Here is an 11,157-nt window from a genome sequence, read left to right as displayed (position 1 = left end):
TGCCGGCACAGCAGCGCGCCGGCCAGACCGAGCAGGCGCACGTCATGGTCCAGCACCGACGCCGTCGGGGCGCGGCCGGACAGCGCCGCGTGCGTCCGGACGAACCGGTCGACGGTCGCGGCGTCGGCGATGGCGAGGTCGCGGAAGAAGGGCAGCCCGGCGGGCCGGCCGGCGATCTCGGCCGCGGCCGTCGCGAGCGCGCCCGCGTCGAGGTAGAGCGTGAGGTGCGCGGACTCGCGGTCGCGGTGGTCCGGGTCGACCGGCGTGTGCGCCTCGCCCGGCATGACGACGGTCAGCCGGCGGGCCGGCACGACGTGGTACTCGCCGCGGTCGTGGATGCCGCCGGGCAGGTCGAGGTTGAGGTTCAGCTGGTACTCGTCGTGGGCGTGCCGCGGGATCTCGACCGGCGGGCCGGGCGGGTAGCGGTACCACTCCAGCAGCGCGTCGCGGCGGAGCATCCCGACGGCGTCGGGCCCGGGCGACGGCGCGGTCACGTCGTCCAGCCTAGGCCGCCGGACTCGTCACCCAGCGTGACCACCAGGCGCGGCATCACGATTCGGTAACGACGAACGGCCCCGCACCCCGCGCGAGGCGGGGCCGGGGCCGTTCGGTTCAGCAGGTGGTGCGTCTACCCGAGTGATCAGGCGGTGGTGTTGCGGCGAGCCCGGAGGGCCACCGCGGCGCCGCCGGCCAGCAGCAGCGCGACGCCGCCGACGATCATCCAGGTGGTGCCGGAGGAACCGGTGTCGGGCAGGTCGCCGTCGCCGTCCTCGCCGTTGCCGTCGTCGTCACCGCCGCCGTTCGCCACGGTGAACGTGGCCACGGCCTCGGAGTCGGACAGCTCGGGGTCGCCGCCCTCGAGGGTCGCCTGAGCGGTGATGGTGTACTCACCCTCCGGCAGGTCCTCGGCCGGGTCGAACGTCCAGTTGCCGGCGTCGTCGATCTCGAACTCGCCGGCCCACTCCTCGACGTCGTCCTCGCCCTCGGCCCGCAGGCCCAGACGCGGCTGAGCGTCGTCGGCAGCGGCGTCCGCGGCCTGCTCGAGCAGCAGGCCGATGGTCGCACCGGCGAACGAGGTGCCCTCGAAGGTCACGTCACCGGCGACGGTCGAGCCGTCCTCCGGGGTCGTGATCGTCACGTCGGCCGCCTCGATGCCGAGACCCGCGACGGTGACCTTCTGGGTGTCCTCCTCGAAGGTCTGCGTCACGACGGCGTCGAACCGCACGCCGACCGGCAGGTCGCTCGCCGGAGTGAGCGTCCAGGCGCCGTCCTCGCCGACCTCGGCCGTGCCGAACTCGGCGTCGCCGACCGTCAGGGCGATGGTGGCGCCGGGCTGGCCGGCGCCGGCGAACTCCGGACGGGCGTTGCTGGTGGTCTGGCCCTCGGTCGGGGAGTCGACGACGAGCTGCTCCACCGGCGGCGCCTCGGTGACCGTCCACGAGCCCTCGGTGACCTCGGACTGCGAGTGGTTGCCGTAGAACGCCTGCACCGCGTAGGTGTGCTCGCCCGGCTCGAGGTCGCCCTCCAGCGGAACCGAGAACGACCCGTCGGCCGCGACCGCGCCCTCGACGGCAGTGCCGCCGTCGACGGAGACGCTGACCCGGTGGTCGGCGGTGCCGCCCTCGACCGTGCCCTCGAAGGTCACGGACTGGCCGGTCTCGCCGCCGTCCTCCGGCGTGGTGACGGCCGGAGCGTTCACCGCGACGTTGAGCTCCCACTGGTCGCCCAGGATGTCCAGCGCGTTGTACTGGCCGCCGGAGACCGCGAAGCCGATGCCGAAGTCACCGGTGTTGCAGTCCGGGCCGAAGTTGGAGCCCGAGTTCACGCCGAGCGCGTAGTTGCCCACGACGATCGAGCCACCGCTGTCGCCGCCCAGCATGCAGGCGTCGAAGATGAAGCCGGTGACGGTCTCGCCGGTGCCGAACGTGACGGTCTCCTCGGCGCTGGTGATGTTGCCGCAGGTCCAGCCAGTGGTGGAACCGGACTTGCAGGCCTCGGCGCCGACGACCGCGTCGATCGTGCCGTAGACCGTGACGGAGTTGGCGTCCGGCGCGCCCTGGCCGCCGCCCCAGCCCGCGACCTGCGGGACGCCGTCCCAGTCGGGGTTGGTGAGGTCGACCAGACCGGCGTCGTAGTTGACGAAGTCCGGGCCGAAGTGCATCGAGCCGTCGGTGATGTCACCGATCTCCTCGCCGACCTCGAGCGGGGTCGGCGGGTTGGTCGGCGGGCCGATCGGGCCGTCGAGCGGCACGTCGTAGACCGGGCCGAGCAGCTGCTCGTAGGTCTCGCCGTCCAGACCGCAGTGGCCCGCGGTCAGGTAGCGGTCGTCGCCCTGGGGCGTGTAGCCGCTGAAGCCGACCGAGCAGCGGAAGCCGCTGCCGGTCTCCTCGTCGGCGAGGGTGAAGAAGGCGTAGCCGCCCTTGTGGTCGATCTTGGGCTCGAAGTCGTACTGCGAGTAGTCGTGCGACTCGGGCTCGCCGATCTCGACCTTGGCGCCGACCGCCTCGGCGGCGGCGACGTCGGCCTCGGCCGCGACGTAGAGCGTCACGTCCTGGCCGTCGATGACGGTGGCGTTGATGTCGACGCCGGCCTCGACGAGCTGAGCCGACACGTCGGCGGCGACCTTGGCGGCCGCCGCGTTGGCGAGGTACTCCTCGGCGGAGATGCCGAGGTCACGCTGGATGGCCTCCACGAGACCGGTTGGGAGCTCGTCGGCCTGGGGGGCGAACGCCTCCGCGGCGAACGTCTGCAGGGACCCGGTGGCCGGCTCCTCCTCGGCCGAAGCGGCCGTGGTGGAGACGACGACGCCAGTGCTTACGAGGGCGCAAACACCCAGCACACCGGAGACCCGTGCAGCGCCGCGACGGCGCAGCAGGGCTGTGCTCACAGTTACTCCAAAATGAAATGTCATTGACATGGTATGGACCCGGCGCTCCGCCGGCGGGTGGGAAAGCTGCCGACGGCACCCCGGGGCCGGGAGTCACCCTACAGCACCGTTCAGTCCCATATTCAAGTACCTGGACACCTATCAGGGAGAATGTCCGACATCACTCAGTGTGACGAGAAATTTGAATGCTCAAGTGGTGAATAGCGCATAACGGACACAACCACGACATTGACCACCGGTGTCACACAGAGATGCGCAGGTCGGCTCGCGTGTCGCGGATGGAGCGGCGGTCAGCCGGCGGTGCGGCGGCGACGCCACACGATGGAGGCCGCCGCGGCGGCGCCGGCGACCAGGATTCCGGCCGCGCCGGCCAGCGCGCCGCCGGGCAGGCCGCCGTCCTCCGCCGCGGGCTCGACGGCGACGGGGCCGCCGTCCGCACGGGCCGGTGCGGCGACGTCGACGACGACCGGGGCCGACGGCTCGGAGGTAAGGTCGTCGACCGACTGGGTGGCGACGACGACGTGGCGGCCGGCGGCCAGCGGGGCGTCCAGCCTGACGCTCCACGAGCCGTCGCCGGCGGCCTCGGTGCGCAGCTCCGGCGCGGCCGCGACGTCGGCGTCGGACGCCGCGACCCGGACCGCCACGGTGGCGCCCGGCGCACCGGCGCCGCGGAGGACGGCGGCGTCGGCGGGCTCGATCCGGCCGAGCGGCGCGCTGACGACCGGCGCGCCAGGTGCCACGCCCACGTTGGCGACCGTCACCGTCGCGTCGCCGGACTCGGAGGTGGCCGTGGCCGTGTCGGCCGCGTCCGTCCCCGTGGTGGCCGCGAAGGTCTCGGCCACGTGCTGGGTGAGTACGGCGTCGAACCGGCCGGCCGGCCGCTCGGAGCCGGCGCGCAGCGACCAGGTGCCGTCCGCGCCGACGGTGGTGCGTGCCAGCTCCGCGCCGCCGACGGTCAGGACGACGTCGGCGCCGGGCTGGCCGGTGCCCTCGAACGCGAGCCGCCCGTCCGGGCTGACGTGTCCGGGCGCGGGCCAGGTGACGCCGAGGCCGGCCTGCTCGGCGACCTCGAACTCGCCCTCCGTCTCCGCCGACGTGACGGCCGGGTCTCCGCTCGTGGGCTCGAGCGACGTGGTCGCGGTGTACGCGTAGACGCCCGGCTCGAGCGCCGAGCCGACCGGCACGCTCCAGCGCCCCGCCGGGCCGACGGCCGCCGACAGCTCGGTGCCGTCCTCGATGCGGATCGTCACGACGGCGCCGGCGGCGGCGTCCGCGGTACCGGCGATGGTCGGCGCCGGCCCGGTCGCGGCGTCGGCGGCGGGCGTCGTGACCTCGGGCGCGCCGACGCGGACGGCCAGGTCGAAGTCGTCGCCGTACGCGGCCTCGACGGCGGTGAGCGGGAAGCCGACGCTGACGTCGTCGCCGCGCGCGGCCGGGTCGCCGTCGGCGCAGGACGGGCCGGTCCAGGTGGAGCCGGAGCTCAGCCCGAGCGCGGACGTGCCGGCGGTGATGGCGCCGCCGCCGTCCCCGGGCAGCACACAGGCGTCGAACAGGAACCCGGTGACCGGCTGGCCGCTCACCGGAACCGTCGTCCGCGCGTCGAGGATGCGCCCGCAGGTCCATCCGGACGCGACGCCCGCGGCGCACACCGGCGCGCCGGCGACGGCGTCGATCGAGTCGTGGACGGGGAGCGCGGGGTCGCCCGCGACCTCCGGCAGCACGTCGCCGTCGACGGCGATCAGCGCGGCGTCGCGCTCGTCGCCGAACGCGACGCTGTCCGGGACGAGCTCGCCCAGCGCCGGGTCCACCGGGCCGGTGGCGCAGTGCCCGGCGGTGAGCAGTCGCGGATCGCCGTCGTCGTCGGTGCCGGTGAACGCGGAGGAGCAGAGGTGGCCGGCTCCGACGGCGACCGCCTCGCCGCCGCGGTGGTCGCGGTCCTCGCCGGAGCCGGACGGCGCCGCGGACTCCGCCGGCGCGCCGCGCACCTCCGCGGCGACGGCGACGACCCGCTCGGCCGCCCGGTCGATGTAGGCCAGCTTGTCCTGCGCCCGGGCGGCGCTGAGCGCGTCGGACAGCACGTCGCCGACCTGCACCTGCGCGCCGGTGGACCGGGCGGCGACGGCGGCGCCGCGATCGGTGACGGCGACGTGCAGGGTCTGTCCGTCCAGCCAGGCCGAGCGGACCACGTCGCCGAGCGACGCCACCACCTCGCCGGCCAGCCGCGCGGCCGCCGCTGTCGCCAGGTACTCCTCGGGCGAGACGCCCAGGTCGCGGCGGATCGCCTCGGTCAGCCCGGCCGGGAGCCGCGCCGCGCGGTCGGCGAAGTCGTCCGGCTCGAACGCCTCCATGCGCGCGGCGGGTGCGGCCCGGGTCGTGTCGACCTCGAGGGCCGCGGCCGGGACGGCGGACAGGGCGGCGACGGCGGCGACCGCGGCGCCGAGACCACCACACAGCCGGCGACCGGAGCCCCACCCGAACACGTGCGACCGCTTCCCCTCTGACATTCCCCCGAACCGGGTGAACCCGGTCCAAATCCCAGCTCAGCGGCCGGTTCGGCCACCTCGCCGACCGAGGTTACCCGCGGCCCGGCCCGGCTCGGCCCTTGATGTGTCAGGAATCACCCGTACGGGCGATCCGGCGTCATCCGCCGGCTCAGGAGTGTGACGGCGCCGGCTGCTGGCCCTCGAGCTCGAACGTCAGCTCGTCGGTGTAGCAGTACCACCAGTCCTCGCCCGGCTCGAACGACCGGATGATCGGGTGCTCGGTGTGCTCGGTGTGCTCGTGGTAGTGCGCCGTGGCGTGCTTGCCCGGCGAGCTGTTGCAGCAGCCCACGTGCCCGCAGGCCATGCACAGCCGCAGGTGCACCCAGCGGCCGCCGTCGCGCAGGCACTCCTCGCAGCCGTCGCCGGACGGGGTGACCTCGCGGACGGTGTCCAGGTGCGTGCAGGTCCTCATGACGGTCATGCTTTCACGACGGCGAGGGCGGCCAGCCCGGCGCCGGCCAGCTCGGCCCGGACGACGCGCAGCGCGAACTCGCGGTCCGCCCGGTCGCCGGCGCCGTCGAGGAGCTGCTCGCCGAACTCGGTGAGGTCGACAAGCGCGCGGACGGCCCGGTAGTAGGCCAGCCGGTCCGGGTCGGCGCCGACGTCGCCGTAGCCCGCGGCGAACCAGCCGAGCTCCCGCTCGCCCACCGGCGCGTAGCCCGGCAGGCCGCCGACGACGAACATCAGGTCGCGCTCCGGCGGGGCCAGCGCCGCGTCGTCCCAGTCGATCAGCCAGACCGCGTCGTCGCCGAGCAGCACGTTGCCCAGGTGGGCGTCGGTGTGGCAGACGACGCGACGGGCCGGCCGGTCGCGCAGGCGAGCGCCCAGGACGGCGGCCCGCGCCGTCAGCGCGCCGAGCAGTTCGGCGCCGTCCCGCCAGGCGGCGGCGAGCCCGGCGCCCAGGTCGTCGGCCGGGTCGACGGCGTCGACGGCGGCCAGCCGCGCGGTCAGCGTCGCCGTCGTTGTCAGCACCTGGTCCGGACGGTGGTCCTCGACCGGCAGGTCACGCGCGACGGGGCCGGCCGGCGGCACCGCGTGCACGCGGGCGAGCAGCGCGCCGTACGCCGTCCACTGCTGCGGCGACATGCCCGCGTCGACCGCGCGCACGTCGGACACCCACGGCTGCACGGACAGCCGCCGCCCGCCGCGCTCGGACCACAGGGCGCCGTCCCGGGTCCGGACCGGCGCCGGGACGCCGTCGAGCCCGAGCGACGCCAGCCGCAGCCCGGCCGTCGTCCCGCCGGTCGTCCACTTCACCGCGTACCTGGCTCCGCCGGCGCGCACCAGCCAGACCGTCGCCGCCGCGTCCGCGCCGTGGCCGATCGGCGTCACCTCGCCGGCCACGATGCCGAAGTCCGTGCGGAGCCAGTGGATCAGCTCGTCGAGCGTCAACCGACGACCACCGTGGGCTCGTGGCGCACCGGCATCCGGACCGACGAGGCCAGGAAGCACAGCTCGTGCGCCCGCTCGTGCAGCGCCGTGGCCCGCTCCACCAGCGACGCGTCGGCGACGGTGACGACCGGACGCAGCACCACCTCGGTGAACGCGCCGCCGCCGTCGGGTGTCATCTCCATGGTGCCGGCGGCGGTGTCCTCGTAGCCGGTGACGACCACGCCGCCGGCCGCGCACAGGTGCAGGTACTGCAGCAGGTGACACTCCGAGAGGGCCGCGACGAACAGCAGCTCGGGGTTCCAGCGGTCCGCCTCGCCGCGGAACGCCGGGTCCGAGCTGGCCGCGAGCACCGGCCGGCCCTCCGCCTCGATGGCGTGCGAGCGCGAGTAGTCGCGGTACGACGAGGTGCCGGTGCCACGGTTGCCGGTCCAGTGGACGGTGGTCGTGTAGTGGTGCCTGGTCATCGCCTCTCCCGGTGTCGCGGTTACGCTGCGAGCATGACAGGCTCCCGCGTGGTCGCCGTCGGCCACTACCAGCCCGACCGGGTGCTCACCAACGCCGAACTGGCCACCATCGTGGACACCAGCGACGAGTGGATCCGCTCCCGGGTCGGCATCGAGACCCGCCGCATCGCCGCCGACGACGAGACCGTCGACGACATGGCCGCCCGAGCGGCGGAGAAGGCGCTGGCCAACGCCGGTCTCGCGGCCACTGACATCGACTACGTCGCCGTCGCCACCTGCACCGCCATCGACCGGTCGCCGAACATGGCGGCGCGGGTCGCGGCCCGGCTCGGCATGACGACGCCGGCCGCCATCGACGTCAACACCGCCTGCTCCGGGTTCACCCACGCGCTGGCGACGGCCGACCACGCGATCCGGGCGGGCGCGGCGTCGAAGGCGCTGGTGATCGGGTCGGAGAAGCTGACCGACTTCACAGACTGGTCCGACCGCTCCACGTGCGTGCTGGTCGGCGACGGCGCCGGCGCGGTCGTGCTGACGGCCGCCGACGAGCCCGAGGTCGGCCCGGTGACGTGGGGCTCGGTGCCGGAGATGGCGAACGCGGTGCGCATCGAGGGCCGGCCCGGCACGTTCGGCCAGGAGGGCCAGGCGGTGTTCCGGTGGGCCACCACCGAGCTGCCGCGGATCGGCCGGCTCGTGTGCGAGCGCAGCGGCATCGCGCCGGAGGACCTCGCCGGGATCGTGCTGCATCAGGCGAACCTGCGCATCATCGAGCCGCTGGCCGCGCGCCTCGGCGCCACCAACGCCGTCGTCGCCCGCGACGTCGTCGAGTCCGGCAACACGTCGGCGGCGAGCATCCCGATCGCGCTGTCCAAGCTGGTCGAGCGACGCGAGGTCCCGGCCGGCGCGCCGGTGCTGCTGTTCGGCTTCGGCGGCGGGCTGTCCTACGCGGGGCTGGTCATCCGCTGCCCGTGACCGGCCGGTCCAGCCGGTAGACATAGTGCAGCGGGTCGTCGGCGGGGTTGTCCGGTTCCATCGGGCCCTCGGCGACGCGGCGGAACCCGGCCCGCTCCAGCACCCGCCAGGACCGTTCGTTCGCGGCGGCGACGGCGACCAGCAGCGCCGGCACGTCCGGCTGCGTCCGCCAGGTGTCGGCGACGACCGCGCTGATCATCGCGGTGCCGAGGCCATGGCCGACGCGCTCCGGGTCGCCGACCAGGTAGTCGATGGTGACCGCGCCGCCGGGCACCTGGGTCAGCGCGGCGAACTCGTCGCGGTACTCGGCGAAGTCGGCCAGCCGGGACCGCTGCACCAGCCCGATCGGTTCCCCGTCGGCCAGCGCCAGCAGGTCCTCGCCCGGATCGGCGCCGTCGGCGATGCCGCCGAAGTCGCGCTCGAGCGCCTCCGGCGTCGTCTCGTGGTTCCACCAGCGGGCGACGTGCTCCTGCGCGAGCCAGCCGGCCAGCAGCGCGAAGTCGGCGCGCGTGAGCGGCCGGAACGTGATCGTCACGGCCGCAGCCACGTCCTGGACCAGGCGTCGTCGGCGCACCGGTCGCGCAGCGCCGTCAGCGCGTGCAGCGTGGCCTCGCGGGTCTCGTCCGGGCCGACCGCCGCCAGCAGGTCGTCCGTCCCGGCCCGCAGGTCGCGTGCCGCGGCCCGGGCCAGTCGCCGTCCGGCCGCCGTCACCTCGATGCGGTTGGACCTGCGGTCCAGGTCGTCGACGCGGCGGAACAGCAGCGCCCGCCGCTCGAGGTCGTCGAGGTCGCCCACGATGCGGTTGCGGTCGTAGCCGATGGCGCCGACCAGTTCGCGCTGCGTGCGTCCCGGCGGCTCCGCGGCGGCCCGCAGGATCGCGCACTGCCAGGACGTCAGCCCGTGCCGGCGCGCGACGGCGGACTCCAACGCGACGAGCGCCTTGGCGAGCGGAAGCACCAGGCCGGCGAGGTCTTGGCCGGCCGTGCGCGTGACGGCCATGGCCCCAGCGTAGGGGAGGGGTCGGAAAGAAGTTCTGACCTGCGGTTCTGCCGTCAGGCCTGGTCGCCGGGCCGGACCGTCGAACCGGTCACCCGTAACCCGTACTGGTCGATCACGTGGCAGGCGTGATCCTTCTCGTCCGCATGCGTGCGCGCGGCGTTCTCGGCGGTCGTGTAGCGGGAGAAATCGCGGCTGGTCCACGGGCAGGTGGGACAGTGAGCACGATAACGAGCGGCGTCCACGCACCAAGACGTTAGCCGTGGCGGCGGCCGCTCGCGCGCGGAACGGCTCAATGGGTGAGACGACGCTTTCGTTCCGGCGCTGCGTAGGGTGTGGCGCAAGCCGTCAGAACAGGAGCGCGACGTGTCCGATCCCTCCGCCGACCAGCAGCCGGCGCCCGTCTCCGTCCGCGCGCAGATCCTGTCCACCGAGCATTGGAGCCTGCTGGCCACCCGCGGCCTCGCCTGGAACGAGAGCTTCAGCCGGGCCAGCTGGTTCCTGACGGTCGTGTCGGCGACGGTGGTGGCGCTCGCGCTGGTGGCCGACAGCACCGGCTTCGGTCCCGGGTTCCGGCTGTTCGCGCTCGTGCTGCTGCCGCTGCTGGTCGTCATCGGCGTGGCCACCGTCGTCCGCCTGGTCCAGCTCAACAGCGAGGACGTCGAGCTCGTGGCCGGCATGAACCGGCTGCGCCGCGGCTACCTCGACCTCGCGCCGGAGCTGGAGCCGTACTTCGTGACCGGGCACCGCGAGGACGTCGCCGGGCTCATGCAGACCTACGGCGTGCGCCGCGCGCGGATCCCGGCCGGCCAGTACCTGTCCAGCATCGCGCTGCTGGTCAGCGTCATCGTGGCGGTGCTGATCGGCGCGCTGGCCGGGATGATCGGCGACGCGGCCGGCGCCGGGCTGGAGGCCGCGATCGGCGTGGGCGTCGCGGCCGGCGTCGTCGCGCTGGCGGTGCTGGTCCGGCTGGTGGTCCGGCAGGTCAACCGCACCTGGGAGCGGCGGTGACGAACTCGCCCGCGTGGTGACCTCACGTTCCGGGCCCGCCCCGCGTCTTCCAGGTGAAGACACGAGGAGGGACCACATGAACATCCGCCACGTCGTGCTCGACAGCGGCCTCGGCCCGCTCACGCTCGTCGCGACGGACGACGCCGTCAGCGGGCTGTACTTCCGGCGCCACATCCGCCGCCCGCCGGCCGAGTCGCTCGGCCCGGAGGTGCCGGTGCTCGAGGACCGGCTGCTCGCCGACGCGGCCACCCAGGTGACCGAGTACCTCGACGGGCGGCGGCGCGAGTTCGACCTGCCGCTCGCCCCGGCCGGCGACGACGTCCAGCACGCCGTGTGGGACCTGGTGAAGGAGATCCCGTTCGGGGGGACGACGACGTACGGTCGGATCGCCGAGCGGCTCGGCGATCGCAGGCGCGCGTGGGAGGTCGGCCAGGCCGTGGGCGCGAACCCGCTGTGCATCGTCGTGCCGTGCCATCGGGTCGTCGGCTCCGGCGGCGCGCTGACCGGGTACGCGGGCGGGTTGAAGCGCAAACGGGCGCTGCTGGAGCTGGAGGAGCCGGCCGAGGTCGGCGCCGCCCGGTTGTTCTGACCGACGAGGTGGAGATGAAGCAGCCGTTCGAGCAGGTCGTCGCGGAGCACGGTGAGACCGTGTTCCGGGTCTGCCGCGTGCTGCTCGGGCCGCACGACGCCGACGACGCGTGGTCCGAGACGTTCCTCGCGGCGCTGCGGGCGTACCCGGATCTCCCGGCGACGGCGAACGTCGAGGCCTGGCTGGTCACGATCGCGCACCGCAAGGCGATCGACGTGCTGCGGGCGGCAAGGCGCAACCCGCTGCCGGTCGACGAGGTGCCGGAGACGGTGGCGGCGGGCGGCCCGGCGGGCGGTGGTCCGG

13 protein-coding genes are annotated in these 11,157 nt (G+C 74.4%); 4 read left to right on the top strand and 9 right to left on the bottom strand.

What is annotated here, in order from left to right:
* From C1I92_RS31685 to C1I92_RS31660, 6 genes are all read right to left on the bottom strand, one after another.
* Positions 1–494: AraC family ligand binding domain-containing protein (locus C1I92_RS31685; protein WP_199521792.1), on the bottom strand; the 494-nt coding region annotated here is incomplete at its 3' end.
* A gap of 146 nt (positions 495–640) precedes the next feature.
* Positions 641–2,887 carry an LPXTG cell wall anchor domain-containing protein gene (locus C1I92_RS31680; protein ID WP_146605367.1) on the bottom strand — a complete coding sequence of 749 codons (2,247 nt, stop codon included), beginning with the start codon at positions 2,885–2,887 and terminating at the stop codon, positions 641–643.
* A 290-nt stretch (positions 2,888–3,177) separates the two neighbouring features.
* Complete coding sequence (locus C1I92_RS31675) at positions 3,178–5,367, bottom strand: S1 family peptidase (RefSeq protein ID WP_111258616.1); 2,190 nt, start codon at positions 5,365–5,367, stop codon at positions 3,178–3,180.
* 172 nt (positions 5,368–5,539) lie between these two features.
* Positions 5,540–5,842: a UBP-type zinc finger domain-containing protein gene (locus C1I92_RS31670; RefSeq protein ID WP_111258619.1), complete on the bottom strand. Its 303-nt coding sequence runs from the start codon at positions 5,840–5,842 to the stop codon at positions 5,540–5,542.
* A gap of 5 nt (positions 5,843–5,847) precedes the next feature.
* Complete coding sequence (locus C1I92_RS31665; RefSeq protein ID WP_111258615.1) at positions 5,848–6,822, bottom strand: phosphotransferase; 975 nt, start codon at positions 6,820–6,822, stop codon at positions 5,848–5,850.
* Complete coding sequence (locus tag C1I92_RS31660) at positions 6,819–7,286, bottom strand: OsmC family protein (protein ID WP_111258614.1); 468 nt, start codon at positions 7,284–7,286, stop codon at positions 6,819–6,821. Before C1I92_RS31660 ends, C1I92_RS31665 begins: the two co-directional genes overlap by 4 nt.
* Before the next feature lie 33 nt (positions 7,287–7,319).
* On the opposite strand from C1I92_RS31660, the gene C1I92_RS31655 reads away from it, so the two are divergent.
* Positions 7,320–8,258, top strand: a complete 939-nt coding sequence (locus tag C1I92_RS31655) for a beta-ketoacyl-ACP synthase III (protein ID WP_111258613.1) — start codon at positions 7,320–7,322, stop codon at positions 8,256–8,258.
* On the opposite strand, the gene C1I92_RS31650 is transcribed toward C1I92_RS31655, so the two are convergent.
* Genes C1I92_RS31650 through C1I92_RS33550 form a run of 3 tightly spaced genes read right to left on the bottom strand, consistent with a single transcriptional unit; the run spans position 8,242 to position 9,499 of the window.
* A complete protein-coding gene (locus C1I92_RS31650; RefSeq protein WP_111258618.1) occupies positions 8,242–8,793 on the bottom strand; it encodes a GNAT family N-acetyltransferase in 552 nt (183 codons plus the stop codon). The genes C1I92_RS31655 and C1I92_RS31650 overlap by 17 nt on opposite strands.
* A complete protein-coding gene (locus C1I92_RS31645) occupies positions 8,790–9,257 on the bottom strand; it encodes a MarR family winged helix-turn-helix transcriptional regulator (protein WP_111258612.1) in 468 nt (155 codons plus the stop codon). Before C1I92_RS31645 ends, C1I92_RS31650 begins: the two co-directional genes overlap by 4 nt.
* A gap of 53 nt (positions 9,258–9,310) precedes the next feature.
* Positions 9,311–9,499 (bottom strand): hypothetical protein, encoded by a 189-nt coding sequence (locus tag C1I92_RS33550; protein ID WP_146605366.1) that lies wholly within the window; start codon positions 9,497–9,499, stop codon positions 9,311–9,313.
* Between the two features lie 121 nt (positions 9,500–9,620).
* Between C1I92_RS33550 and C1I92_RS31640 the strand changes: the two genes are divergently transcribed.
* The 3 genes from C1I92_RS31640 to C1I92_RS31630 form a co-directional block, all read left to right on the top strand.
* On the top strand, positions 9,621–10,265 hold the full coding sequence (locus C1I92_RS31640) for a hypothetical protein (protein ID WP_146605365.1): 645 nt from the start codon (positions 9,621–9,623) through the stop codon (positions 10,263–10,265).
* 76 nt (positions 10,266–10,341) lie between these two features.
* A complete protein-coding gene (locus C1I92_RS31635; RefSeq protein ID WP_111258610.1) occupies positions 10,342–10,854 on the top strand; it encodes a methylated-DNA--[protein]-cysteine S-methyltransferase in 513 nt (170 codons plus the stop codon).
* A 14-nt stretch (positions 10,855–10,868) separates the two neighbouring features.
* On the top strand, positions 10,869–11,157 hold a 289-nt coding region (locus tag C1I92_RS31630), incomplete at its 3' end, for an RNA polymerase sigma factor (RefSeq protein ID WP_146605364.1).

Source organism: Jiangella anatolica (genome assembly GCF_003236295.1).
Classification (GTDB): Bacteria; Actinomycetota; Actinomycetes; order Jiangellales; family Jiangellaceae; genus Jiangella; species Jiangella anatolica.
This window is presented reverse-complemented; position numbering and strand designations above follow the sequence as displayed.

Coding starts and splice junctions, on each gene's coding strand:
- C1I92_RS31670 (WP_111258619.1), bottom strand. CDS start 5,842: ATGAGGACCTGCACGCACCTGGACACCGTCCGCGAGGTCACCCCGTCC.
- C1I92_RS31660 (WP_111258614.1), bottom strand. CDS start 7,286: ATGACCAGGCACCACTACACGACCACCGTCCACTGGACCGGCAACCGT.
- C1I92_RS31655 (WP_111258613.1), top strand. CDS start 7,320: ATGACAGGCTCCCGCGTGGTCGCCGTCGGCCACTACCAGCCCGACCGG.
- C1I92_RS31645 (WP_111258612.1), bottom strand. CDS start 9,257: ATGGCCGTCACGCGCACGGCCGGCCAAGACCTCGCCGGCCTGGTGCTT.
- C1I92_RS31635 (WP_111258610.1), top strand. CDS start 10,342: ATGAACATCCGCCACGTCGTGCTCGACAGCGGCCTCGGCCCGCTCACG.